General features: G+C 71.1%; 25 protein-coding genes and 1 pseudogene. 17 read left to right on the top strand and 9 right to left on the bottom strand.

What is annotated here, in order from left to right:
* Positions 1-125: 125 nt before the first annotated feature.
* Positions 126-968 carry a BTAD domain-containing putative transcriptional regulator gene (locus tag ACH5AC_RS35915; protein WP_398866530.1) on the bottom strand — a complete coding sequence of 281 codons (843 nt, stop codon included), beginning with the start codon at positions 966-968 and terminating at the stop codon, positions 126-128.
* Positions 965-1,405: a flavin reductase family protein gene (locus tag ACH5AC_RS35910; RefSeq protein ID WP_398866529.1), complete on the bottom strand. Its 441-nt coding sequence runs from the start codon at positions 1,403-1,405 to the stop codon at positions 965-967. Before ACH5AC_RS35910 ends, ACH5AC_RS35915 begins: the two co-directional genes overlap by 4 nt.
* A gap of 523 nt (positions 1,406-1,928) precedes the next feature.
* Between ACH5AC_RS35910 and ACH5AC_RS35905 the strand changes: the two genes are divergently transcribed.
* From ACH5AC_RS35905 to ACH5AC_RS35840, 14 genes and pseudogenes are all read left to right on the top strand, one after another.
* Positions 1,929-2,255, top strand: a complete 327-nt coding sequence (locus ACH5AC_RS35905; protein WP_398866528.1) for a TcmI family type II polyketide cyclase — start codon at positions 1,929-1,931, stop codon at positions 2,253-2,255.
* Positions 2,256-2,285: 30 nt separating this feature from the next.
* The gene (locus ACH5AC_RS35900; RefSeq protein ID WP_398866527.1) at positions 2,286-2,693 is read left to right on the top strand and encodes a cupin domain-containing protein; all 408 of its coding nucleotides are present in this window, start codon (positions 2,286-2,288) and stop codon (positions 2,691-2,693) included.
* Positions 2,690-3,967 (top strand): beta-ketoacyl-[acyl-carrier-protein] synthase family protein, encoded by a 1,278-nt coding sequence (locus tag ACH5AC_RS35895; RefSeq protein WP_398866526.1) that lies wholly within the window; start codon positions 2,690-2,692, stop codon positions 3,965-3,967. Before ACH5AC_RS35900 ends, ACH5AC_RS35895 begins: the two co-directional genes overlap by 4 nt.
* A complete protein-coding gene (locus ACH5AC_RS35890; protein WP_398866525.1) occupies positions 3,960-5,207 on the top strand; it encodes a ketosynthase chain-length factor in 1,248 nt (415 codons plus the stop codon). Before ACH5AC_RS35895 ends, ACH5AC_RS35890 begins: the two co-directional genes overlap by 8 nt.
* 64 nt (positions 5,208-5,271) lie before the next feature.
* Positions 5,272-5,448 (top strand): annotated as a pseudogene (locus ACH5AC_RS35885) (acyl carrier protein); the annotation flags it as partial.
* A gap of 57 nt (positions 5,449-5,505) precedes the next feature.
* Positions 5,506-5,991, top strand: a complete 486-nt coding sequence (locus ACH5AC_RS35880) for an SRPBCC family protein (RefSeq protein WP_398866544.1) — start codon at positions 5,506-5,508, stop codon at positions 5,989-5,991.
* A gap of 5 nt (positions 5,992-5,996) precedes the next feature.
* Positions 5,997-6,734, top strand: a complete 738-nt coding sequence (locus ACH5AC_RS35875) for an SDR family oxidoreductase (protein ID WP_398866524.1) — start codon at positions 5,997-5,999, stop codon at positions 6,732-6,734.
* 19 nt (positions 6,735-6,753) lie between these two features.
* On the top strand, positions 6,754-7,068 hold the full coding sequence (locus ACH5AC_RS35870; RefSeq protein ID WP_398866523.1) for an antibiotic biosynthesis monooxygenase family protein: 315 nt from the start codon (positions 6,754-6,756) through the stop codon (positions 7,066-7,068).
* A 5-nt stretch (positions 7,069-7,073) separates the two neighbouring features.
* On the top strand, positions 7,074-7,394 hold the full coding sequence (locus ACH5AC_RS35865; RefSeq protein WP_398866522.1) for an antibiotic biosynthesis monooxygenase family protein: 321 nt from the start codon (positions 7,074-7,076) through the stop codon (positions 7,392-7,394).
* Positions 7,395-7,408: 14 nt separating this feature from the next.
* Positions 7,409-8,644 (top strand): FAD-dependent monooxygenase, encoded by a 1,236-nt coding sequence (locus ACH5AC_RS35860; RefSeq protein WP_398866521.1) that lies wholly within the window; start codon positions 7,409-7,411, stop codon positions 8,642-8,644.
* A gap of 9 nt (positions 8,645-8,653) precedes the next feature.
* Entirely contained in the window at positions 8,654-9,118 is a 465-nt protein-coding gene (locus tag ACH5AC_RS35855) for an anthrone oxygenase family protein (protein WP_398866520.1), read from the top strand.
* An 89-nt stretch (positions 9,119-9,207) separates the two neighbouring features.
* A complete protein-coding gene (locus ACH5AC_RS35850; protein ID WP_398866519.1) occupies positions 9,208-9,984 on the top strand; it encodes an SDR family NAD(P)-dependent oxidoreductase in 777 nt (258 codons plus the stop codon).
* A gap of 130 nt (positions 9,985-10,114) precedes the next feature.
* Positions 10,115-10,660 carry a cupin domain-containing protein gene (locus ACH5AC_RS35845; protein ID WP_398866518.1) on the top strand — a complete coding sequence of 182 codons (546 nt, stop codon included), beginning with the start codon at positions 10,115-10,117 and terminating at the stop codon, positions 10,658-10,660.
* A gap of 142 nt (positions 10,661-10,802) precedes the next feature.
* Positions 10,803-12,509: an NAD(P)/FAD-dependent oxidoreductase gene (locus ACH5AC_RS35840; protein ID WP_398866517.1), complete on the top strand. Its 1,707-nt coding sequence runs from the start codon at positions 10,803-10,805 to the stop codon at positions 12,507-12,509.
* Between the two features lie 86 nt (positions 12,510-12,595).
* On the opposite strand, the gene ACH5AC_RS35835 is transcribed toward ACH5AC_RS35840, so the two are convergent.
* Positions 12,596-13,051, bottom strand: coding sequence for a nitroreductase family deazaflavin-dependent oxidoreductase (locus ACH5AC_RS35835; RefSeq protein WP_398866516.1), 456 nt, complete (start codon positions 13,049-13,051; stop codon positions 12,596-12,598).
* Positions 13,052-13,230: 179 nt separating this feature from the next.
* Positions 13,231-14,016 carry an SDR family NAD(P)-dependent oxidoreductase gene (locus tag ACH5AC_RS35830; protein WP_398866515.1) on the bottom strand — a complete coding sequence of 262 codons (786 nt, stop codon included), beginning with the start codon at positions 14,014-14,016 and terminating at the stop codon, positions 13,231-13,233.
* 210 nt (positions 14,017-14,226) lie between these two features.
* On the opposite strand from ACH5AC_RS35830, the gene ACH5AC_RS35825 reads away from it, so the two are divergent.
* The 3 genes from ACH5AC_RS35825 (at position 14,227) to ACH5AC_RS35815 (ending at position 17,420) form a co-directional block, all read left to right on the top strand.
* Positions 14,227-15,447 (top strand): acyltransferase family protein, encoded by a 1,221-nt coding sequence (locus tag ACH5AC_RS35825; protein WP_398866514.1) that lies wholly within the window; start codon positions 14,227-14,229, stop codon positions 15,445-15,447.
* A 6-nt stretch (positions 15,448-15,453) separates the two neighbouring features.
* On the top strand, positions 15,454-16,473 hold the full coding sequence (locus ACH5AC_RS35820) for a methyltransferase (protein ID WP_398866512.1): 1,020 nt from the start codon (positions 15,454-15,456) through the stop codon (positions 16,471-16,473).
* Positions 16,474-16,772: 299 nt separating this feature from the next.
* On the top strand, positions 16,773-17,420 hold the full coding sequence (locus tag ACH5AC_RS35815) for a response regulator transcription factor (RefSeq protein WP_398866510.1): 648 nt from the start codon (positions 16,773-16,775) through the stop codon (positions 17,418-17,420).
* Here ACH5AC_RS35815 and ACH5AC_RS35810 read toward each other — a convergent pair.
* The 5 genes from ACH5AC_RS35810 to ACH5AC_RS35790 all read right to left on the bottom strand — a co-directional run bounded on the left by ACH5AC_RS35810 (position 17,401) and on the right by ACH5AC_RS35790 (position 23,118).
* Positions 17,401-17,826, bottom strand: a complete 426-nt coding sequence (locus ACH5AC_RS35810) for an ester cyclase (protein WP_398866509.1) — start codon at positions 17,824-17,826, stop codon at positions 17,401-17,403. The genes ACH5AC_RS35815 and ACH5AC_RS35810 overlap by 20 nt on opposite strands.
* Positions 17,827-17,837: 11 nt before the next feature.
* On the bottom strand, positions 17,838-19,502 hold the full coding sequence (locus ACH5AC_RS35805; RefSeq protein ID WP_398866508.1) for an NAD(P)/FAD-dependent oxidoreductase: 1,665 nt from the start codon (positions 19,500-19,502) through the stop codon (positions 17,838-17,840).
* Between the two features lie 137 nt (positions 19,503-19,639).
* Positions 19,640-21,871, bottom strand: a complete 2,232-nt coding sequence (locus ACH5AC_RS35800) for an MMPL family transporter (RefSeq protein WP_398866543.1) — start codon at positions 21,869-21,871, stop codon at positions 19,640-19,642.
* Between the two features lie 246 nt (positions 21,872-22,117).
* A complete protein-coding gene (locus ACH5AC_RS35795) occupies positions 22,118-22,795 on the bottom strand; it encodes a hypothetical protein (protein WP_398866507.1) in 678 nt (225 codons plus the stop codon).
* A complete protein-coding gene (locus ACH5AC_RS35790) occupies positions 22,795-23,118 on the bottom strand; it encodes a PadR family transcriptional regulator (RefSeq protein ID WP_398866506.1) in 324 nt (107 codons plus the stop codon). Before ACH5AC_RS35790 ends, ACH5AC_RS35795 begins: the two co-directional genes overlap by 1 nt.
* Between the last annotated feature and the right edge of the window lie 28 nt (positions 23,119-23,146).

Below are 23,146 nucleotides of genomic sequence, written 5' to 3'. Positions count from 1 at the left end.
CCTCGAACTCTCCTGATGGGCGGGCGCACCCGGACCGCACGCGTGCGGCACCCTGTGAGGCGCGACCACCGCGAGTCTTGCACCGTGCGGCGGTGTTGTCTTATCCGGAATTGCTGCACTTGCTGTCAGGCCGTGGCCCTGGCCCGGAGTCGCAGGGCGGCGTCGTCGGTGAGGACGGTCTGGTGGGCCAGGCGCAGTTCGAGACCGGGTTCGATGCCCAGTTCCTCGATGAGCCGGCCGCGCGTCAGCCGGTAGGCGGCGAGGGCGTCGCCGCTGCGCCCGCTGTGGTGCAGGGCGACCATGAGACGGGCGCAGAACCCCTCGTTGAGCGGTTCCTCGGCCACCAGGTGCCGTAGCTCGCCGACGAGTTCGAGGTGCCGGCCCAGCAACAGGTCGAGGTCGATGCGCCGTTTGAGCGCCGCCATCCACGCCTCGTCGTACTGCACCGCGGTCCCGAGCAGCGCCGGGCTCTCGCGCAGGTCCTGCAGGGCAGGTCCGCGGCGCAGCGCGAGCGCCTCCCGGTACTGCCGCGAGGCCGGTTCGTGGTGGCCCGCCTCGGCGGACTCGGCGGCCAGCGCGCACATCCGGTCGAAGCACACGGTGTCGAGGACACCGTCGTTGACCTGGAGCTGGTAGCCCGGGGGCCGGGTGCGCAGCGTGCACCAGCGGCCGTCGAGGTTGTGCCGGATGAGGAACTTGCGCAGCTGGGAGACGTAGACCCGGACGGCGGCCAGCGCGGTGGCGGGCGGGTGGTCTCCCCACAGTTCGCTGATCAGCGTCTCGTTGGAGACGGTGGAGTTGGGGCGGATCAGCAGGGTGGCGAGCAGCTGCCGCAGCTTGCGCTGCGGGAGCGGTACCTCCCTGGCGTCCACAACGATCTCCAGAGGTCCCAGCAGGCGCAGGGCGACCGTGCGCGGTGTGATGTCCTGCGCGCCGGTGGCCGGCGAGTGGTCGACGAGGGCGGTCATGCGGGGACCTCCAGCCGCGGGTGGGCGCTGCGGAAGAACGTCAGCGGTGGTTCCTCGCGCAGCAGTCCGAGGTCGACGACCTCACCGAGCACGATGGCGTGGTCGCCGCCGGGGACGATGTCGTGGACGCGGCAGTCGAGGTAGGCCAGCGAGTCGGCGATCAGGGGGGATCCCGTCGCGCCCCCGCGGTGGGCGGGTCCGGCGAAGCGGGCCGTCTCGCGGGCGGCGAACGCCCGGCACAGCTCCTTCTGGTCGGCGGCGAGGATGTTCACCGCGAACCCCCCGGCCTTCCGTACCGCGGTGAGCGCCCGGGAATTGTGGTGGACGCAGAACAGGACGAGCGCCGGCCTCAGAGACACCGAGGTGAAGGAATTCACGGTGAGTCCCGCGGGCTCCCGGTCCGCCCCCTGGAAGGTGATCACCACCACGCCGGTCACAAACCGTCCGCACACTTCACGGAGCAACTCTCTGTCAATGGATGCGGGGACTTTTTCCTTGCCACCGGGAACGGTCAGACTGTCCACTTCTACCCCCTAGGAATACCGCATAGGCCGCGTCGTACGGAGCACTGCACAGGACCTGAAGCAAGAGCGGTGCGGCTACCGGGAGCCTAACGACGGCGTGTTCGGATCGCCTACGTCCCCAGGGATGAGGCGGGAGGTACTTTTGTCCCAAGCGCCGGTACGGCGGCAGGGGTTGGCGACGCATCACCGCTGTTCACGGCCAATGTGGGCGGGGTCGGCAGCGGTCTGCCGCCGGTATCTACTGGGCAATTCAGGAGAGCCGGCGCCTCGCGGGTGACGTGTCCGGCGGTGTTCATGCCGGCCCCCCGGTCACGGGTTCCGGACCGAATGCCCCCATTCCCCTTGGGCTTTTCTCCCCCCTCATCGAGGCTTTACCGAGCTGCGTGACGCTGATGCGGCCGCCCCGAGCGGTGTCCCCAGACCGGAGGGAAAGAGAATGCGCAGCACCCTCATCGTGGCCCGCATGAAGCCGGACTCGGCGGCCGACGTGAAGCGTATATTCGCCGAATCCGATGCCGGAAACCTGCCCCACATGATCGGCGTCCGGGAGCGGCGGTTGTTTCGCTTCCACGACCTCTACATGCATTACATGGCGTCGGACGACGAGGTCCGCGCCTCTCTCGCCGAGGTGCGGGACCACCCGCTGTTCCAGGACGTCAACGAGCGGTTGAGCGCGCACATCACCGCCTACCACCCGCAGACCTGGCGCGGTCCCGAGGACGCGATGGCGCACGAGTTCTACACCTGGCGCGCGGACACCTGACCGCCGCGGACCCGAGGAGAGGAGGCTGGCATGGCCGCCAGCGACCGAATGACCAAGATCTCGGCGAACGACATCGCCCCCAACCGGCGGCGTGGCGGGGATCTGCGCACGCTGCTCAGCCCGGCCACGGCGGGCACCACGTCCGGCTTCATGGGCGTGCTGACCCTGGAGCCGGGCGAAGTGGTCACCGAGCACTACCACCCGTACTCCGAGGAGTTCCTGTACCTGGTGAGCGGTGACCTCACGGCGCGGATCGACGGCGTCCCCGTCCCGCTCACCGCGGGCGAGGCGCTGCACCTGCAGAAGAACGTGCGCCACCGGCTTGAGAACCACGGGACGCACCCGGCCTTCATGGTCTTCCAGCTGGGTCCGCTGGCGCCGCGCCCCGAACTCGGGCACGTGGACACCGAGCCGCTGCCGGATCAGGAGTCCGTATGAGTCAGCGCAGGGCCGTGGTCACCGGCATCGGCGTGGTCGCGCCCGGTGGCATCACCGCCAAGGCGTTCTGGAAGCTGCTCACCGAGGGGCGGACGGCAACCCGTGCCATCACGCACTTCGACGCCTCCGGCTATCGCTCGCGGATCGCGGCGGAGTGCGACTTCGACGCCGCCGCGGCCGGTCTCACGTCCGACGAGGCCCACCGCATGGACCGCTGCTCGCAGTTCGCTGTGGTGGCGGCCCGGGAGGCGCTGGCTGACAGCGGCATGGCGACGGACGGGGTGCCGGCGCACCGCATCGCCGTGTCGGTGGGCAGCGCGGTGGGCTCCACGGTGACCCTGGAGCGGGAGTACGTGCGCGTCAGCGACGGCGGCAACCGCTGGGTGGTGGACGCCACCGACCCCTACGCCCACCTGTACCGGGCGCTGGTGCCCAGCGCGCTCGGCGCCGAGGTGGCGTGGACGGCCGGCGCCCAGGGTCCGGTCCGGGTCGTATCGACGGGCTGCACCTCGGGTCTGGACGCCGTGGCGCAGGGTGCCCAGTTCATCGAGGACGGGCAGGCCGATGTGGTGGTGGCCGGTGCCACCGACGCGCCGGTGTCACCGATCACCGTGGCCTGCTTCGACGCCATCAAGGCAACCTCGCCCAACAACGACGACCCGGAGCACGCCTCCCGCCCGTTCGACCGGGACCGCGACGGCTTCGTGCTCGGCGAGGGCGCCGCCGTGCTGATCCTGGAGGAGGCCGGGGCGGCGCACCGTCGCGGGGCCCGCGTCTACTGCGAGGTCGCGGGATACGCGCAGCGCGGCAACGCCTTCCACATGACGGGACTGCGCCCGGACGGCGCGGAGCTCGCCGAGGCGGTGCGGGTGGCCCTGGACCGGGCCCGGCTGCCGGCCGAGGCCGTGGACTACATCAACGCCCACGGCTCGGGCACCCGGCAGAACGACCGGCACGAGACGGCGGCGTTCAAGACGTCCCTCAAAGAGCACGCGGGCCGGGTGCCGGTCAGCTCGATCAAGTCCATGGTCGGCCACTCCCTGGGCGCCATCGGAGCCCTGGAGCTCGCGGCGTGCGCCCTGGCGATCGAGACGGACATCGTGCCGCCCACCGCCAACCTGCATACGCCTGATCCCGAACTCGGCCTGGACTACGTGCCGTTGACAGCCCGTGAGCACCGTACCGACACCGTACTGAGCGTCGGCAGCGGCTTCGGGGGCTTCCAGACGGCCATGGTGCTGACCGCTCCCCGCCCGGCGGTGGGCGATGCCTGAGACGCCCACGGCCGGGCGGCGCGCCGTTGTCACCGGGATCTCGGCGATCGCCCCGTCCGGCACGGGAGCGGAGGAGTTCTGGCACGCGGTGCTGGAGGGCCGTAACGCGCTCGGACCGCTGAGCCGGTTCCACACGGACGGCTTTCCGGTCCGGGTGGCCGGGGAGGTGCCCGTCGCTGATCCGGTGCCGGGCGTGGATCCCCGGCTGACCATCCAGACCGACCGCTGGAGCCAGTTCGCGCTGCTGGCGGGCGAGGAGGCGTTGCGCGACGCGCAGGTGCGGCCCGAGGAGCTCCCGGCGTTCGGCCTGGGCGTCATCACGGCCTCGTCGTCCGGCGGCAACGCCTTCGGGCAGCGGGAGATCGAGGCGCTGTGGTCCAAGGGCCCGCGCCATGTGGGCCCGTACCAGTCGATCGCCTGGTTCTACGCGGCGACGACCGGTCAGCTGTCGATCCGGCACGGTATGAAGGGCCCCTGCGGGGTCGTCGTCGCCGAGCAGGCCGGTGGGCTCGACGCCATCGCCCAGGCCCGGCGCGCCCTGGTGCGGGGCGATGCCGCGGTGGTCCTCACCGGAGGCACCGAGGCGCCGCTCAGCCCGTACGCACTGACGTGCCAGTCCACCTCGGGGCGGCTGAGCGGCAGTGCCGACCCGGAGCGCGCCTATCTGCCGTTCGACGCGGCCGCCCGCGGTCACGTACCCGGCGAGGGTGGGGCGATCCTGGTCCTGGAGGCCGACGACGCCGCCCGCGAGCGGGGCGCGGACCGGCCCTACGGGGAGATCGCGGGGCACGCGGCGACGTTCGACCCGCTGCCGGGGACGCCCCCGTCCGGCACCACGGCGCTGCGCCGGGCGGTGGAACTGGCCCTCGCCGACGCCGGCGTCGTACCGCAGGACATCGACGTGGTGTTCGCCGACGCGGCGGGCGTCCCCGAGGCGGACCGCGCCGAGGCGCGGTGTCTGGCGGAGGTGTTCGGGCCGCGCGGTGTGCCCGTGACCGCGCCCAAGGCCGGCTACGGCCGGCTGTACGCGGGGGGCGCGCCGCTCGACGTGGTGACCGCGCTGCTCGCCCTGCGTGAGCAGGTGATCCCGCCCACGCCCAGCGGGGTCGTGCCGGACGCCGACCACCGTGTCGACCTGGTGACGCGGCCGCGGGAGACGCCGCTGCGCACCGCCCTCGTGATCGCCCGCGGCTACGGGGGGTTCAACTCCGCGCTCGTCGTCCGGGCGGTGGCCCGGTGACGGGCCGCCCCGCGCCACAGCACCCTGTCACGCTTCCACGCGAGTTGCGAAAGGACCGGCATCCATGACCGTGCCGCCCCTCACTTACGAGGAGTTCCTGACGATCGTCCAGCGCTGCACCGGCGTTCCCGCCGAGGTGCTGCAGGTGGACGACCCGACCGTGACCATCGAGGACATGGGGGTGGACTCGCTGGGTCTGCTCAACGTCCTCACCGAGGTCGAGAACCGCTACGACATCCGGCTGGACGCCGAGGGCGTCACCTGCTTCCCCGAGATCCACTCCCTGATCAACGAGCAGCTGCGGCCGGCCGCCGCCCGCACCGAGAACAGCATCGTCATCGACGCGCCGTTCGACGTGGTGTGGGACATGACCAACGACGTGGCGAACTGGCCCAACCTGTTCAGCGAGTACGCGTCGGCCGAGATTCTGCACCACGAGGGCGACACCGTGCGGTTCCGGCTCGCCCTGCACCCGGAGGAGGACGGCAAGGTCTGGAGCTGGGTGTCCGAGCGGGTCATGGACCGCGCCCACAAGTACGTCAAGGCCCACCGGGTCGAGCCGGGGCCGTTCGCCTTCATGAACATCCACTGGCACTACCGGGAGACCGACGCCGGGGTGGAGATGCGCTGGGTGCAGGAGTTCCACATGAAGCGGGAGGCCCCCCTCGACGACGAGGGCATGGCCACGCGCATCAACACCAACTCCAAGGTGCAGCTGGCGCTGATCAAGGAGCGCGTGGAGGCGGCGGCCCGCAGCCGCGCCGGAGCGGCGGCGGGACGGTGAGCGCGGTGGACTTCGCGGTGAAGGGACGTCATGTGCTGGTCACCGGTGGCACCCGGGGCATCGGGCGCGCCACGGTGCTGGCGCTGGCCGCGCAGGGCGCCTCGGTGACCGCCTGCTACGTGCGGGAGGGCCGGCAGGTCGAGTCGCTGCGACGCGAACTGGACGAGCAGGGCGCCCAGGGCTCCCTGCTGCGCTGCGACATCGCCGACCAGGAGCAGGTGGCGCGGCTGGTGACCACCGCGCACGAGAGGCACGGGGCCATCGACGCCGTGGTGAACAACGCCGGGGTGATCAGCCATCTGCCGCTTGAGGAGCTGGACCCGCAGGAGTGGCACCGCGTCCTCGACACCAACCTGACGGGGATGTACCGGGTGATCCGGGCGGCGCTGCCGTACCTCGCCGAGGTCGCCTCGGTCGTCAACATCAGTTCCGCCGTCGCCCACCACGGGATGCCCGGCGCCGCGCACTACGTGGCGTCCAAGGCCGGCGTCATGGGACTGACCCGTGCGCTGGCCAAGGAACTGGGGCCGCGGGGGGTGCGGGTCAACTGTGTCGCCTCGGGCCTGGTGGAGACCGACCAGATGAAGGCGGTCACCCCGGAGGGACGGGCCCGCTACGAGCAGATGATCTCGCTGCGCCGGGTCGGCCGGCCGGCGGAGATCGCGGACGTGGTGCTGTTCCTGGTCTCGCACGCCTCCCGGTACGTCACCGGGGCCACGCTCGACGCCGACGGCGGCATCTGACCGGAGGGAGCCCGCACCCGTGCTGCGCACCGTACTGGAGATGAGGGTCCGCGAGGGCTACGAGGGGGAGTTCCGCGCCACCTGGCTGGAGACGGCCCAGGCGGCGGCGCGGCTGCCCGGCAGCGTCGGACAGACCCTGCTGTGTGACCCGGACGACCCGCTCACCCATCTGATCATGGCCGACTGGGCCGACCGGGCCTCCCTGGACGCCTTCCAGAAGAGTCCCGAGCGCGAGGAGCTCAGCGCCCGCCTGGAGACGTTCCGCGCCTCCGCCCACAAGCGGGTGTTGGAGACCGTCGCCCACATACCCGCCCGACCCACCGAGGAGAGGTAACCGTCATGCCCGTACGTGTCATGGTGTCCGCCCGCATCGAGGAGAAGGACCGGGAAGCCTTCGAGGAGGCGTACCGTTCCGTCGCCGCCGTGGTGCGCGGCACCCCCGGCCACCTCCGTGACGAGCTGCTGCGCGACGCCGAGGAGCCCGGCCGCTACATCCTGCTCGCCGAGTGGGAGAGCGAGCAGGCGTTCCGCGCCTGGGAGGACGCCCCCAGCCACCGGGAGATGGCGGCGCCCATGTTCCCGTACTGGAGCGGCGGCGGCATCGAGCGGCGGATCTACGATCTGCGCACCCGGCTCGACAGCGTTCCGTCGCACGGCTGAGACGGACGGCTGTCATGGCGACCATCCGCAAGGCACTGGTGATCGGGGCCGGCATCGGCGGGCTCACCACGGCGGCGGGCCTGCTGCGGCAGGGCGTCGAGGCGGAGGTGTTCGAGGCGCGCCGGACTCCGGGGCTGCTGCTGACCGGCGGCGGTTTCATGCTCTGGCACAACGCCTTTCTGGCCCTGCGCCGGATCGGTCTCGACGAGGCTGTCGCCGCGGACTCCGTCCGTATGCGCTTCCACGAGTTCCGCTCGGACACCGGCAGGCGGCTGGCGCGCTGGCACCTGGACGGGCCGTCGGAGCGCTGCGGGGCACCGGCCTGCGCCCTGCGGCGTTCCTCCCTGCACAAGGTGCTCACCCACGCCGTGGGCGACCATCGGATCCGGTTCGGTTCCCGGCTCACCGGCTACACCCAGGACGACGACGGCGTCACCGCGCACTTCGCGGACGGGTCCTCGGCCCGCGGTGATGTGCTGATCGGCGCGGACGGGCTGCGCTCGACCGTGCGCGCGGAGATGCGGCGCGGCTTCGAGCCGCCGCCGCGGTACGCGGGCTACACGGCGTGGCAGGCCATCACCCGGCTGCCGGGCGAGTCCCTGGTGCCCACGGGCACCTTCTTCAACCTGTGGGGCAAGGGGGGCCTGCGCTTCCTGTACTGCAGGCTCAACGAGAACGAGGTCTACTGGGACGCCATCACCAGCGACCGGGCCGCGACCGGCCTCGACACCGTGCGCAACAGCCGCCGTGACGAACTGGCCGCCGCCTACCGGAACTGGCCGGAGCCGGTCGGCCGGATCATCGCCTCCACCGACGAGGAGGCGATCCTGCCGGTCTCCATCCACGACCGTCCGCCGGGCGGCGGCTGGAGCCACGGCCGCGTCGTCCTGGTCGGGGACGCCGCCCACCCGATGACGCTCAACCTCAGCCAGGGCGCGGGGCAGGCCATCGAGAGCGGCGTGGTCCTGGCCGGCATGCTCGGCCGGACCCCGCCGCACGAAGTCGGGCAGACCCTGCGCGCGTTCGAGGCCGCCCGCCGGGAGCGGACCGCGGACATGGTCACCACGTCGTGGCGGATCGGCACACTGGGGCTCGTGCACAGCACACCCCTGTGCCGGCTGCGCGACCTGATGATGTACGTCTTCTTCGACACCGTCGCCCGCGGCCAGAGCTACGGGCTGATGCTGGACGAACGGCTGGAACGCGGCCCGGTGCTCCCGGCGGCCGGCGCCACCGGCGGGGCGGGGTGAGCGCACGTCATGCTCGCCCCCTCGCTGGCCGCCGTGTTCGTGCTGTGCACCGGGGTGCTGGCCGGCGCCCTGGTCGCGGTCGAGCGGGCCGTCGTACCGATGCTGCTGCGCCTGCCGCGCCGGACGTGGTCCGAGGTGCACCGGCTGCTCGACCCCGGGTTCGACCCGCTGATGCCCACGGTCAACAAGGTCGCCTTGGCCGCCGGGCTCGGGCTGTCCTTCCTCGCCCCCTCGGCGGCCGCCAAGGCCGCGTTCGCCGCCGCGCTGGCCTCGGTGGTGGGTGTCGCCCTGGTGTCGGAGCTGCGCAACGTACGGATGAACCGGCGCATCGACGCGTGGGCCGAGGCCGGTGAGATCCCGGACGGCTGGACCACACTGCGCGCCGACTGGGCCCGGGCCAACCAGTGGCGCACGGCCTGCGCGGTGCTCGCCTTCTGCGCGGCCCTCGGGGGCTGCTGGCTGGCCTGGGGATGAGGGCCGATCCACGAGTGATGCCCAAGGAGCCAAGGAGCCAAGGAGATGATCCGGTGAACGCGGCACACACCGAAGGTGAGCGCGACGAAATGACCGACACGGACAGGGAGTTCAGCGGCCGGGTCGCGCTTGTCACCGGCGCGAGCCGTGGCATCGGCGCGGCCACCGCCCAGCTGCTCGCGGCGCGTGGCGCGCGGGTGGCCGTCAACTATCACAAGAGCGCGGACCGGGCCCAGCAGGTGGTGGACTCGATCCGCCGCCAGGGCGCTCACGCGGTGGCGGTCCAGGCCGATGTCACCGACCCCGGGCAGGTCCGGGACCTGGTCGCCGACGTCACCGCTGAACTGGGGCCGGTGGACGTGCTGGTGCTGAACACGGCCGGTCTCGGCGCCCACGAGGCGCGAATCGCTCCGGCGACCGAGCTGGACTGGGCAGACCTGGAGCGGGTGGTCACCCAGCAGCTCAAGGCGCTCTTCCTCACCGCGCGCGCCGTGCTGCCCGGGATGACGGAGCGGGGCGACGGATCGATCGTGGCGGTGGGGGCGGCGCTCGCCCGACGGCCGGCGCCGCGGTTTCTGCCGCTCGCCGTCGCCAAAGCGGGAGTGGAGGCGGCGGTGCGGACGCTGGCCCTGGAGGCGGGGCCGCTCGGCGTGCGGGTCAACGCCGTCGAACCGGGGCTCATCCTGACCGAGCTGGCGGTGCACATCCCCGAGCAGCAGCGCCGGGCGGCCGCCGAGCGGGCCGCGGTGCGCCGTAACGGAACGCCCGAGGACGTCGCCGAGCTCATCGCGTTCGCGGCCTCCCCGCGCGCGTCGTACCTCACCGGCAGCTGTCTTCTGGCCGACGGCGGCACCGCACTCGCCTGAACGGGGCTTTTCCTCTGTTTATCCGGCTCTTTATCGGCCGCTGGTGTGCTGGCGGGGACTCCTGAGAGCACTTCCGAGATCGCCACCGAAATCGATTTTGAGATCGTTTCCGAGAAAGGCAGGGAAGAACGTGTCGAAGCCCGAACGCAAAGTGGTCAACCGGGACGAGGTCGAACCCGTCTGCTGGTTCGGCGAGGAGGGCCGGTTCCTGCTGAACAAGGAGGACACCGGCGGGCTGTACAGCTTCTACCAGATCACCACCCAGCCGGGCAGCGGTCCGCCGCTGCATGTGCACGAGACGGCCGACGAGGCTTTCTTCGTCAACAAGGGGCGCTACGAGTTCGAGGTCGGCGGCGTCACCGAGGTCATCTCGGCCGGCACCGTGATCTTCGGTCCGCGTGGGGTGCCGCACAGGTTCCTGAACGTCGGTGACGAGCCCGGACAGTTGCTGGTCATCCACACGCCCGGCGGTGTCGAGCACTTCTTCCGGGGGCTGTCCGCGCTGGTCGCGAACGGCCGGCCGGACTGGAGCAAGATGCAGGAGCTGGCGAGCAGTCACCGGATCCGCGGGTTCCAGCCGCCGCCGGGCGCCCACGGCGACCTGGGCGGCCCGCCGCCCGGTGGGCGCCGCGGCGCCGGCGCCCCGCCTGCCGCGGCCCGTGGCGCTCAGGGCTGACCGGGCGGACCTCCTCCGGGGCACCGCGGTGCGGCGCGGTGCCCCCTGCCGTGTGCATCCCGCACTCCTCACTCCTCGTACTCCTCACGCCTCGCACTCCTCACGCCTCGTACTCCTCACTCCTTCGACCAGGGAGGACCACATGCCCGGACCACTGTCCGGCCACCGCCCCCGACCGCGCGTCGTCGCGCCCCGTCGTCACGATGTGATCGTCCTGGGATCGGGCATAGCCGGCTCGACCCTGGGTGCCATCCTGGCCCGGCAGGGCGCTTCGGTCCTGCTGCTCGACGGTGGCACGCATCCCCGGTTCGCCGTCGGCGAATCGACGACGCTCTACACGCTGAAGGTGTTCCGGCTGCTCGCCCGCCGCTACGACGTGCCCGAGCTGGAGCCGCTGACGTCGTACGAGGGCTGCCGGGACGAGATCGCCCCGACGTGCGGAACCAAGCGGCACTTCGGCTTCATCCGGCACGAGGAGGGCAAGGAGCCGGACCCGGCCGAGTTCCTGCAGTTCAGTCCGCCCTCGAAGGTGTTGCAGACCAGCCACCTGTTCCGCCAGGACACCGACGCCTACCTCTTCCACACGGCGATCGCCTACGGCTGCGACGTGCGCCAGGCGTTCCATGTCGAGGACGTCGAACTCGCCGACGACCATGTGACCGTGGTCGGCAGGGGCGGTGAGCGCCACGAGGCCCGCTACCTGGTGGACGCCAGCGGCTTCCGCTCCCCCGTCGCGCACCGGCTCGGGCTGCGCAGGCCGCCCGAGGCGCTCAAGCACCACTCACGCTCGATGTTCACGCACATGATCGGGGTCCGGCCGACCGACACCTGTCTGCGGGTGGGTCCCGAGGACGCCCCGCCCATTCCCTGGGTGGAGGGCACCATGCACCACATCTTCGAGCGCGGCTGGTTCTGGTCGATCCCGTTCAACAACGCCCCCGGGTCGAAGAACCCTCTGGTGAGCGTCGGGCTCACCCTGGACGAGCGTCTGTACCCCAAGTCGCAGGAGCTGAGCCCGCAGGAGGAGTTCCGCCGCTTCGCGGCGCGGTTCCCCGCCGTGGAACGGCTGTTCACCGAGGCCCGTACGGTCCGGCCGTGGGTGTCGGCGGGCCGGATCCAGTACGCGTCCGAGCGTACGGTGGGGCACCGCTGGTGCCTGATGTCGCACGCGGCGGGCTTCATCGACCCGCTGTACTCGCGCGGCCTCACCAACACCGGCGAGGTCATCAACTCGCTGGCCTGGCGGCTGCTTGAGGCGCTGGCCGACGACGACTTCGACGAGGAGCGGTTCCGCTACGTCGACGAGCTGCAGCAGGGGCTGATCCGTTACAACGACGAGCTGGTCAACTGCTCGTTCGTGTCGTTCTCGGACCACGCCCTGTGGAACGCCGTCTACCGCGTCTGGTGCGCGGCCGAGGTACCCATCAACCTGCGCTTCGACCGGTTCACCGAGCGGTTCATGGACTCCGGGGACGACGGTGTGCTGCGGGTGATGGAGCAGGCGGCGTATCCCGGTCTGCCGGTGCCGGGGTCGCACGGCTACAAGGCGCTCTTCGACGAAATGGTGCGGGTCTGCGACGCGGTCGACCGGGGCGAGCGCGATGCCGCCGACGCCGGCCGTGAGCTGATGCGGACCGTGGCGAACGCACCCGTGGTGCTGGACCACCTCGGGCTGCGCGACCCGGACTGCCGCTTCGTCTACCCCAAGCCGGAGGACCTGCGGCGGATGGCGCACTGGCTGCGGCACGAGGGACCGGACGAACTGCGCTATCTGACCACGGGAGTCGATGTGCGGGGGGTCGCTCTGCCGTCGGCGCCGCACGAGGAAAGGGCGCCGGTTCCGCAGTGAGGACGGCGCCCGGTCCGTGACGGGACGAACGAGCGGGTGGCTCCCCGGTCGACCGCGACCGGCCGGGGAGCCACCCGCTTGTGGCGTCAGGCCCGAAGGTCGACCGGGGCGACGAGGAAGACCGGGCAGTCGGCGGCGGCCTCGGCGAAGCCGTCCGGAGTGCCGGACCGGACGAGGCCATTGCGCTGGAAGGCTGCGACGCCGCGCGGGTTCTGCACCGGGAACTCCCGCAGGACGGGGGCGCGTTCCGCCTCGGGCAGTTCGGTCAGCCGTACGGCCCATGAGCGCCGCCCTCGGGTGAGCGTGCCACGCCCTGCGGCGCGGGCGTTCTTGACCCAGTCGGAGCCGGGGTACGCCTGCAGGAGGTAGTAGGTGCCGTCCACCACCACGGGGGCGACGGGAGCGGTCCGGGGAAGACCGCTCCTGCGGCCGGGGACGGTCAGCAGGTGCAGGGGGCCGAACGGCAGGCCGATCCGGTGGGACAGGACGACGACGCCGTTACGGAGCCGGTGGCGGGGGGAGACGGGGCGTTGAGTGACCATGGGGGATTCCTTTCCCTTCCGGAAGACGTCGCTGTCCCGCCGGGCCGGCTGGGCGCGCGTGCGCGGGTGTCGGCCGTGCCGCGGCCGCCCCGGCGACAGCACCGAGCCGCGCCGCGTGGCGTCGCGCGTGTGGGTCGGGACCAGCATGGCGCGGTGCGGGTGCCGGTCGGCAGGTGCGATCACGCCTTGTGGACGCGACGGACGATGGCGCGTACGACGGAGCGCGGCATCGCCCGCATCAGCGGCAGCCGGAGGCGGTAGGCGAAGCCGGGGACCACGGACGGCCGTCCGGCCGCCACCGCATCAAGGCCGGCCCGCGCCACCTCGTCCGGCGTCAGCCAGTTGATCTTCGGGAGAGTGTCGGCGGACACCCCGGCCGCCTGATGGAACTCGGAGCGGGTGAGTCCGGTGTGCACGGTGGTGACATGGACGCCATGGCGCTCGACCTCCATGGCCAGGCTCTCCCCGAGCGACGAGAGGAACGCCTTGGAGGCGGCGTAGGTGGCGGAGCGCGGCTTGGGCAGCACGGCGACGAGCGACGACACGTTGACCACGCCTCCCGAGCCCCGGGCGATCATGCCGGGCAGGCAGGCGCGGGTCAGCCGCAGCGGCACCACGGCGTTGAGCACCGCGGTGTGCATCTCGCGCTCGGCGGGCAGGTCCGCGAACGCTCCCGAGCCGCTCGACCCGGCGTTGTTCACCAGCAGTTCGACGGGGTGCGCCGGATCGACGAGCCGCTTCTCCACGGTGGCCAGCTGCCCCTCGTCGGTGAGGTCGGCCGCCAGCACCTCGATCCGGACGCCGTGCCCGGACTCCAGCTCCGCGGCGAGTTCCTTGAGCCGGTCACCGCGACGCGCGACCAGCACGAGGTCGGCTCCTTCCGCCGCGAGCCGGCGGGCGAATCCCTCGCCGATTCCGCTCGACGCGCCGGTCACCATCGCCGTACCGTAAGGGAATTCCCGCATGACGCCCCTCGATTCCGTCCGGAAATTGAGCTACATACACGAGAATAGCCACAGTGTCCGGGCGTCAAACGGGAATTCGGCCAGCCCATTACCAACGGCGCCGGTTTTATGGCCGCTTAACGACGGGTTCATCGGCCGCTGCTGCAATGCTGCTGCACACTTCGGACCTGTACGGCCACTTTATCCGCCGCTCACCGAATGGCTGGTGCCATGACTTCATCCACCTCGCGGCCGGAATCCCCCCCGGTTCCGCCCACCACCGCGCCCGCCACTCTGCCGGGCACCCGACTGAACTCACTGACCGGCCTGCGCTGGATCGCGGCGTTCGCCGTCTTCCTCAACCACCTCACCACCCTGCTGCCGCTGCCGCACACCGATGCCGTGTTCGCGCTGGGCGCCTCCGGGGTCACCTTCTTCTTCGTGCTCTCCGGTTTCGTCCTGACCTGGACGTACCTCGAGGGCGACCGGGCCGGCGCCTTCTACGGGCGCCGCTTCGCCCGGATCTGGCCGGTGCTCGCGGTCGCCGCTCTGCTGCCGCTGATGCTGCAGTTGCCCGGCGTCCCGGACGGCGAGACCGACAAGGTCATCCTGATGGCGCTCTCCGCGGTGCTGCTCTTCCAGGCGTGGGTGCCCAGCTGGATCCTCGGCGGAACCAGCCCGGTGACCTGGTCCCTGGCCTGCGAGGCGTTCTTCTACGCGCTCTTCCCGTTCATCGCGAAGCCCACCCTGCGCCGGTCCCTGCGCTGGCTGGCCGGGGCGGCCGTGGTCCTGGTGCTGATCGGCTGGGGCATCAAGGTCTGGCTGTGGGAGGCGTATCCGCCGCAGGCGCGCCCCGCGTTCACCGGCATGGACGGGCTCATCTTCGGTGTGTACTCACCGATCGCGCGCGTCTGGGAGTTCCTGCTCGGCGTGGTGGCCGCGGCCGCGGTCCGCAAGGGCTGGCGCTCGCCCCTGGGGACCGGTGCCGCCACCACGGTGCTGGCGGCGGGGCTGCTGGTGCTCTGGCTGCTGCGTGACGAAACCTGGCGCGCCTTCGTGGTGTACGACGCGCTCGGCCAGGTGACCGCGCCGCTGTACGCGCTGGTCGTGGTCGCGGTGGCGCAGCGGGACCTGTCCGGCCGGTCCTCCTGGCTGAGCACACGCCCCATGGTCTTCCTCGGCGAATGGTCGTACGCGTTCTATCTGCTGCATTTCACCGTGCTTTTCGAAATCGCGTCCGCGGTCTTCGACCGAAAGAACATCATCGAGTTCTACATGATGCCGGTGGAGGCCAGTTGGTCGAACGCCGGGTGGGCGCTGCTCGCGCTCGGCATCACCACGGCGCTGTGCGCCCTTCTGTACCAATTCTACGAACGTCCGCTGGAACTCTGGCTGCGTGTCCGCATAGGCCGCAGAAACGCACCGCGTGTCGAATCCACCGGAATGAAGTAGGCAGGGATGACCACACCAGAACCGCTTGAGGACCCCTACGACGTGATGTTCGTCGGGTGGTCGTTCTTCCGGAGCAGACTGCTGACCTCCGCTCTGGAGCTGGGCGTCTTCACCGCTCTGGCCGAGCGGCCGCTGGACGGCGGGGAGCTGTCCGCCCGGCTCGGTCTGCATCCGCGGGCCGCCCGTGACTTCCTGGACGCGCTGGCCGCGGTCGGGCTGCTGTCCCGGACGGACGGACGGTACGCCAACAGCCCGGCCGCGGCCCGGCATCTGCTCCCTGACCGGGACGGTTTCGTGGGCGGCTTCCTGCGGATGACGAGCGAGCTGATGGGCAACGACCCGCAGGCACTGACCGGGCTGCTGCGCACCGGCACCGCACGCGGCCAGAACACGGCCGGCGAAGTGCCGTTCACCCGGATCTTCCACGACCCGGAGCGACTGCGGCTGTTCCTGTCGGCCATGGACTCCTTCAGCACGGCGGTCGTGGACGGGCTGTGCGCCTGCCTGGACTGGTCCCGATACGACACGTTCAGTGACATCGGCGGGGCGCGCGGCAACCTGGCCGCGCGACTGGCCGCCGCCCATCCCTCGCTCACCGGCACGGTCCTCGACCGGCCGGCGATGAAGGCGCACTTCGAGGACCTGGTGGCCGAGCAGGGCGTCGCAGACCGACTGGCCTTCGTGGGCGGGGACTTCTTCGTGGACGACCTGCCCCGGGCGGACGTGGTGATCCTCGGCAGCGTGCTGCACGACTGGCCGGACGAGCGGCGGCTGGAGCTGCTGCGCCGGGCGCACGCCGCCGTGCGCGACGGCGGCTGTCTCGTCGTCTACGACACGATGCTCGACGACGAGCGGTCGCGGCCCGAGTCCCTGCTGCTGAGCCTGGTGATGATGACGCAGTCCGCCCAGGCGAGCGGCTTCTCGCCGGCCCAGTGCCGGGAGTGGGTGACGCGGGCCGGGTTCAGCGTGCAGCGGACCGTCTCCCTGCCCGCGCTCACCACCGCGGTGATCGCCCGCAAGAACTGAACCCGGACGTACGCAGACCGCTCCCGGCCCGGGACAGGAGAGTACCCGGGGCGGGAGCGGGCGCATCCGTCCGGGTCGGGGTTCGTCCTTTCCGGCCCGCGGGGACCGCAATCACGGCCCGAGCGGGCGGGCGGCCCGGGCCGGCGCGTTCCGTACGCGCGCTTTCGCGGCGGGTGCGGCGGGTTCCGACGGACGTGAATTCGCCAATCTGGGATAAGCGCCGATGTGGATCCGACGGACCTGGGCCACTCTATTCTGTCTGCAAGGTTCGCCCTGTCGATGACATCCGGGGGAAATACATGTCAGGCTCGGCTCGCACCACCGTCCTGCTCGTCGATTCGCACCCCATCTCGCTCACCGGACTGCGCACCATTCTCGAGCACTGTCCAGATCTCCAGGTGGCCGGCGAGGCGGCGGACGGAGAGACGGCGGCCACCCGGTACCTGGAGCTGCGGCCGGATGTCGTGGTCATCAACTCCCATACGGACACCGACGCGGCGGAGGCGGTCCGCCACGTCGGTGCGCTGGCCGACGCCCAGCCGTCAGCGCGGGCGACGCCGACCATGCTCGTCCTGATCAACGATGTGGCCACGGCGGCAGAGCGGGTTGCGCTGCCGGGAGTCAAGGGTCTGCTGTCCAGCCGCAGCGGCTCGCAGGAGCTGGCCGCCGCGGTCCGCATCATGGCCACGGGGCGGTCGCAGCTGATTCCCACGGCCCGCCCAGGGCCGAAGAGTTCTCCGCTGGAACAGCTCACAGGCCGGGAAATCGAGGTGTTCCGGCTCATCACCCGCGGATACACGAACGCCGAAATATCCGCAGAATTGACACTGAGTCAGAGCACTGTGAAATCCCACATCCAGAAAGTAATGGAGAAGCTGGGGCTCCGCAACCGCGTGCACGCGGTCATTTTCGCCTACGAGAAAAACATCATTCATTCCGGCTCGTAGCGCGCAGTTGGGACACGACCTTCCACAGGTCGAACACATTACGGTCCTCCACCACCAGACCGTTCTCGACCCGCCACAGCTGCACTCCTTCCGAGGTGACCGAGCGCCCGGTGGGGGCGACCCCGGCGAACTCGCCCACGTGCGTGGCCCGGGTGGTGAACCAGGTTGCGATCCATGGCCCTTCGGCGATCTGGAGCCCGACCTCGACCGTGAGGCCGGCGAAGGCGGCGTGCCGCCGCCGTACGCTCCGCTTGGGGCCCTCGGGGCCGACTCGTTCGCCGCCCAGCAGGAAGCCGGGGGCGAAGACGCGATCGGCCACGTCGACATTGCCGCGGGTCCACCCCTCGTCGAACCAGTACCGGGCGAGCGCCTTGTTGGCGTCCTGTACGGTGGCGTCCTTCCGCATGGCCGTCCCCCTCACCGGTTTCCGGCCGTCGCCGGGGACTGGACGCCCGCGCGGCGCAGCGCGGCCAGGCTCTCCCGGCCGAGCGAGCTGAGTTCGGGCAGGGGGGAGGCCGCCGCCCATTCCAGGAATGCGGCCATGTCCCGGCGGTCGGGGTAGATGAACCGGCGGTCGACGTCTTTCCATCCGAATCCCGGGGAGACCGCTTCGGATTCCCGTACGAGCCGCAGTACGCGGTCGGCGGCCGTGTCGCCGTCGATGAGATTCGATTCATAGTCGAGGCAGGCCCGTTCGGTTCCCTGGAGCAGCTCTTTGAAGGCGTCACTGTCGGGCCACCACAGGCCGGTGTGCGGAGCCTTCTCCAGCCTCTCGAAGACGGTGGCGTCCCGGTCCTCGCCGAATCGACGCAGGGCGTTGTTGATGCGCAGGGTGCCGGGGGTGTTGCCGCTGCCCCAGACCCGGAAAACCGCGTCCCAGAGACGGAAGTGCGAGAAGGCGATGAAGGAGGAGTTGACGAGGGTGTCGTTATGGTCGAGCAGCCCCTGCTCCAGTTCCTCCACGTAGCGGAAGCGCTCCTCGTCGAAGTCGTCGTCGGCGAGGGCCTGAAGCACCCGCGGGGCGAGTGCGTGGATGATCTCGAAGGTGTTGGACATGCCGCGCGAGTAGAGCGGGTCCAGGAAGCCGGCGGCGTGCGACATCAGGCACCAGCGCGGTCCCACGGTGCGCCGCGAGGAGTACTGGAGCCGGCCGGTGGACACCCACTCACGGACCTTGCGCGCCCCCTCGAACTGGCGCTCCACGGCGGGGAACCGCCGCACCAGCCGGGCGAACTCCTCCTCGGGGCTGATGTCCTCCGGCTTGGGGTACAGCCGCGGGTCGAGGGTGACGCCCACGCTGCACAGCGGGTTGCGGGAGAGTTCGTGGTTGTCGAACGGGATGATCCAGAACCAGCCCCGCTCGAAGAGGTGGTGCATGGTGCCCTCGTGCCAGGGCACGGGCGGACGGACGTCCTCCGGGGCCCGTACGACGTCGTCGAAGGGCCGCACGCCGATCATGTGGGTGAACAGCGAGCGCGAGTGGTGCCGGAACCGCGCCGGCTGCTCGCGCAGCCCGAAGTGCTCGGCCAGCGGGGAACGGAACCCGCTCGCGTCGACGACGTAGCGGGCGCGGACCCGGTGCTCGTCCGCTCCGGTCAGGGTGGCGCCCGCGGCGTCGAACTCGACACGGGCCACGCGCCACTGCTGGCGGGTCTCGCAGCCGTATCCGACGGCGACCCGGAAGAGGTAGGCGTCGCTGTCCTGCCGGAAGAGATGGCTGGCCGAGGTGAGAGCGTCGGGGATGACGAACTGGTGGGCCTCGGTGGGGTCGGGTTCCTGCCCGGGGCGGTGCATCATGAACCCGAAGTGCCGCTTGCGGCCGAAGGTGTTGCTCACCTGCTCGTTGATGGTCGTGGCATCGGCGAGCGCCTCGAACTCCGGGATGTCGTAGCGCTCGGCGAGCACTTGGAGCCAGGCGACGAGCTGGGGGATCATCGACTCCCCCACGGCGAACCGCGGATGGGTGGCCGCGTCGGCGAGCAGCACCTTCGCACCGCTGCGGGCCAGGACGGCGCCCAGGGTGGATCCGGCGATACCCGATCCGAGGATCACCACGTCGTAACTCAGCCGTTGTGTGGACACGTGTCGGTTCCCTTCGCAGTCGTCGGGTGACGGACGGCACCGTGCGCTCGCGTCCGCGCGACCACCTTGGCCCACGTCGATGAAGGCCGGAGAAAGCATGTGCAAGCCACCGCGCCGCAGCGCGGTGGCTCACCCGGTCAGACCCGGCCCTGCTCCCGGGTCCGCGCGGCGGGATCCTCCGGCGTCGGCGCGGTGCCCGGCGCCGCGGCACCGGCCTCACCGGCGGGGGCGGGCCCTGGGCCGGCTGCCACGGCGGGGGATGTCACGAGCAGCCGGCCCAGGGAGCGGGGGAACCACCAGTTGGACCGCCCGAGGAGGGTGACCAGAGCCGGGGTGAGCAGGCCCCGGACGATGGTGGCGTCGACGATGATGCCCGCCGCCAGCGCGGTGGCGAACACCTTCACGTCGGTGATCGGAATGCTGGCCAGTGCGGTGAAGGCCAGGAACAGGATGAGCGCGGCGGAGGTGACGAGCCGGCCGGTGCGGCTGATGCCGGTCACCACCGAGGGCACGACGGTGTCTCGCACTCCCTCCTTGGTGAGGTCGAGATGTGTCTCCCGGATGCGGTGCAGGATGAACACCTCGTAGTCCATGGAGAGTCCGAAGAGGAACGCGAACACCGCCATGGGGACCCAGATGGTGATGGCGCCGACGGCCGGGGTGTCGAAGAGCAGTTCGCTGCCGTAGCCCTTCTGCCAGATGAGGACGACGGCGCCGTAGGCGGCGCAGGTGGACAGGGCGTTGAGCACCAGGGCCTTGATCGGCAGCACCACCGAGCGCAGGGTGCGGGCCAGCACGATGAAGGTGACCAGTCCGACGAAGAGCACGATGAGTCCGAGCTCGCCGTAGACCGCGTCGATGAAGTCGGCGTCCTGTGCGGGGCCGCCGCCGGCCAGCGCGCCCGGAGTCTCCCGTGCCGTGTCCGCGACCTCGGTGACGGCGTCACGGCCGCCGCCGCTCGACGGGTCCTCGGTAGTCCATACGTCGATGATCCGCTGGCCGTCCCGGGACCAGTCGGTCGGCGCGACCGAGCCGGCGACGCCGTCGATGCCGCTGAGCCTGTCGTTCATGGCGTCGGCGCCGCCCGCGTCCATCAGGACCTCGACCGGGCGGGCGATGCCCTCGCCGAAGCCGGCGTCGACGATCCGGTCGAAGGACCGGGCGGGCTGTCCGCCCTGGGCGAGGGTCGTGGTCGCCGGCTGGCCCAGGCTCAGGGACAGCACGGGCGCCGCCAGGGCCACCAGCACGGCACCGCTGACCAGCGCGGACAGCGCTGGGCGACGGGTGGTCAGCTGGGCGACCTTGGTCCACATCCTGCTGTCGGGGCGGTGCCGGCGGCGCGGCCGGTCGAGCTTGTCGCCCCAGGAGTAGAGCAGCACGGGCAGCAGGGTGAGCGCGACGGCGACGCTGACGAGCGGGATGAGCAGACCCGCGTAGCCGACGCTGCGCAGGAAGGGCACCGGCAGCACGACGAGTGCGGCCAGCGAGATCGCCACAGTGGCTCCGCTGAGCGCCACGGCCCGGCCGGCGCTGGCCACGGAGCGCACGATGGCCTCCTTGCGGGCCTCGGGCTCGGGGCCGTCGGCGCCGGGCTTGTTGCGCTCCTCGCGCCAGCGGGTGACGACGAGCAGCGCGTAGTCGATCGCGATACCGAGGCCGATCAGGGCCACCAGGTACTGGACGATGAAGGAAACGTCGGTGATGCCGGTGACCCCGCGGACCAGAAGGAACGTGGTGGGAATCGCGGCGGCGGCCATCAGCAGCGGCACGATCGCCAGACCGCTGGCGAAGACCAGGGCCAGCACGACCAGCGCGCCCACGGCTCCGATCAGGGTCTCGTAGATCGGGCTGCGCTGGGCTCCGCTGTCCCGGCCGGAGAGTACGGGCTGTCCGGTCAGTTCGACCTGGGCACCGGCGATCTTCGTCTGCTCGACGGTCTTCTTGATGGCCGGGAGGGACTGCTCGTACGGCGTGTTGGACGGGTTGGCCGGCGGGTAGACGAGCGCGACGGTGGTGCGCTTGTCCTCCGACAGCAGCGAGTCGTCGCCCGTGCTCGCGTACGAGACGCTGCGGCCGCCCTGCGGGGTCACCTGGGCCACCAGGTCGCCCCACTGCCGGCGGACCACGGAGCTGTCGGCGGTCGTGCCCTCGGGGACGGTCACCACGAGCAGCAGCGGGGCATTCTTGCCGCCCGTCTGGGAGAAGCGCTGCGCCAGCGCGTCGTTCGCCTCCTGGGCCGGCTTGTCCGGGAGCCGCGACTCGAAGGTGAGTTTGTCGATCGTACTGCCCGACATGGCTCCCCCGGCGAGGGTGAGTACCACCCACACCAGAGCCACGGCCCACCGGTGAGCGAGCACCCACCGTGTCATGCGCTCCACGGCACCGACCTCCTGTAGTGACACTATCCTGTAGCCACGCTACTTATGAATGCCCAAGGTAGCGGCCTGATCACGGCGACGCAACCGGGAAACCCGTCCCTGACGGGATCAAGTCACCTTCCCCGCAAGGCACTTGGGCCCCAAAAGCAGAGCTCCCCGTGCGGGGCGACCGGTGAGGTCGCCCCGCACGGGGAGCTCTCGCGAAGACGGCGGCATCCGCCGGCCGGTCCTAGCGCATCAGGCCGTGCCCACTCCCCTCACCACGGAGACGAAGCGCTTGAAGTGCAGGCCGAAGTACAGGGCGGACAGGACGGTCAGGGTGGCGGGAACGGAGACCATCGGCCAGTCCAGCGACTCCGGGTGCGACAGACCGCGGTTGAGCAGCAGCAGCACCAGCGCGCCCAGCGTGCACAGCAGACCGGAGAGGGCCGCGAGGGTGCCCGTGGTGACCGTGCCGTCGCGCCGCCCGACCGCCGCCTGGATGCCGGTGCCCTTGCGGAGACCGGAGAAGGCACCGGCCAGACAGAGCACACAGCCGAAGGCCACCAGGGACAGACCCGTCACCAGCAGCGGCGGATGACGCACCGCCCAGGGACCGGCCGGCCCGCCGAGCAGCGCGCACGCCCAGGTGGCCGCCAGCAGCGGCAGCACACACACCGCCCGCAGCGACAGCCGCTGCGCGCTCAGCCGCAGCGTGGCGTCGTTGTACGCGCGGGCCACCTCGCCGGGCGGCCCCCAGTCCCGTACCGCCCGCCGCGCCGCCTCCTCGGCATCGCTGCAGTCCTCCATGTTGCCCTCGACCGCGCACTGCAGACCGTCCATCACCTCGTCGAGAATCGCGGCTCGGCGCGAGTCGTCGCCGACGAGGTGTTTCGCCAGACGGTCGGTGTACCCCTCGAGAACTCCCGCCTCCATCAAGCTTCGCCTCCCAGTACGACGGAGATGACGGAGGAGACCTCCCGCCACGCCGTGCGCTTGGCGGCCAGCGCGCGGCGGCCCGCGGCGGTGAGGTAGTAGTTGCGGCGCCGCCGCCCGTTGTGGCGGGACCACTCGCTGCCGACCAGACCGGCGGCCTCCAGCCGGTGCAGGGCCGGATAGACCGTGCCCGTCGGCAGGTTGATCGCGTCACCGCTGCGCCGCTTCAGCTCCTCGATCACCGCGTAGCCGTGGAGTTGGCCGGGCTCCAGCACGGACAGCAGCATCCCTTCCAGGTTCCCTCTCAGGGTTTCCGCCTTCATGTCTAACCACACTACACATCGGAGTCGG

Source organism: Streptomyces sp. NPDC018693 (genome assembly GCF_044391385.1).
Lineage (GTDB): Bacteria > Actinomycetota > Actinomycetes > Streptomycetales > Streptomycetaceae > Streptomyces.
This window is presented reverse-complemented; position numbering and strand designations above follow the sequence as displayed.

Excerpts from the sequence above, each read along its gene's own strand:
- ACH5AC_RS35915 (WP_398866530.1), bottom strand. The coding sequence starts at position 968 with ATGACCGCCCTCGTCGACCACTCGCCGGCCACCGGCGCGCAGGACATC.
- ACH5AC_RS35905 (WP_398866528.1), top strand. The coding sequence starts at position 1,929 with ATGCGCAGCACCCTCATCGTGGCCCGCATGAAGCCGGACTCGGCGGCC.
- ACH5AC_RS35900 (WP_398866527.1), top strand. The coding sequence starts at position 2,286 with ATGGCCGCCAGCGACCGAATGACCAAGATCTCGGCGAACGACATCGCC.
- ACH5AC_RS35895 (WP_398866526.1), top strand. The coding sequence starts at position 2,690 with ATGAGTCAGCGCAGGGCCGTGGTCACCGGCATCGGCGTGGTCGCGCCC.
- ACH5AC_RS35890 (WP_398866525.1), top strand. The coding sequence starts at position 3,960 with ATGCCTGAGACGCCCACGGCCGGGCGGCGCGCCGTTGTCACCGGGATC.
- ACH5AC_RS35865 (WP_398866522.1), top strand. The coding sequence starts at position 7,074 with ATGCCCGTACGTGTCATGGTGTCCGCCCGCATCGAGGAGAAGGACCGG.
- ACH5AC_RS35860 (WP_398866521.1), top strand. The coding sequence starts at position 7,409 with ATGGCGACCATCCGCAAGGCACTGGTGATCGGGGCCGGCATCGGCGGG.
- ACH5AC_RS35855 (WP_398866520.1), top strand. The coding sequence starts at position 8,654 with ATGCTCGCCCCCTCGCTGGCCGCCGTGTTCGTGCTGTGCACCGGGGTG.
- ACH5AC_RS35850 (WP_398866519.1), top strand. The coding sequence starts at position 9,208 with ATGACCGACACGGACAGGGAGTTCAGCGGCCGGGTCGCGCTTGTCACC.
- ACH5AC_RS35840 (WP_398866517.1), top strand. The coding sequence starts at position 10,803 with ATGCCCGGACCACTGTCCGGCCACCGCCCCCGACCGCGCGTCGTCGCG.
- ACH5AC_RS35835 (WP_398866516.1), bottom strand. The coding sequence starts at position 13,051 with ATGGTCACTCAACGCCCCGTCTCCCCCCGCCACCGGCTCCGTAACGGC.
- ACH5AC_RS35830 (WP_398866515.1), bottom strand. The coding sequence starts at position 14,016 with ATGCGGGAATTCCCTTACGGTACGGCGATGGTGACCGGCGCGTCGAGC.
- ACH5AC_RS35825 (WP_398866514.1), top strand. The coding sequence starts at position 14,227 with ATGACTTCATCCACCTCGCGGCCGGAATCCCCCCCGGTTCCGCCCACC.
- ACH5AC_RS35820 (WP_398866512.1), top strand. The coding sequence starts at position 15,454 with ATGACCACACCAGAACCGCTTGAGGACCCCTACGACGTGATGTTCGTC.
- ACH5AC_RS35815 (WP_398866510.1), top strand. The coding sequence starts at position 16,773 with ATGTCAGGCTCGGCTCGCACCACCGTCCTGCTCGTCGATTCGCACCCC.
- ACH5AC_RS35810 (WP_398866509.1), bottom strand. The coding sequence starts at position 17,826 with ATGCGGAAGGACGCCACCGTACAGGACGCCAACAAGGCGCTCGCCCGG.
- ACH5AC_RS35800 (WP_398866543.1), bottom strand. The coding sequence starts at position 21,871 with ATGACACGGTGGGTGCTCGCTCACCGGTGGGCCGTGGCTCTGGTGTGG.
- ACH5AC_RS35795 (WP_398866507.1), bottom strand. The coding sequence starts at position 22,795 with ATGGAGGCGGGAGTTCTCGAGGGGTACACCGACCGTCTGGCGAAACAC.
- ACH5AC_RS35790 (WP_398866506.1), bottom strand. The coding sequence starts at position 23,118 with ATGAAGGCGGAAACCCTGAGAGGGAACCTGGAAGGGATGCTGCTGTCC.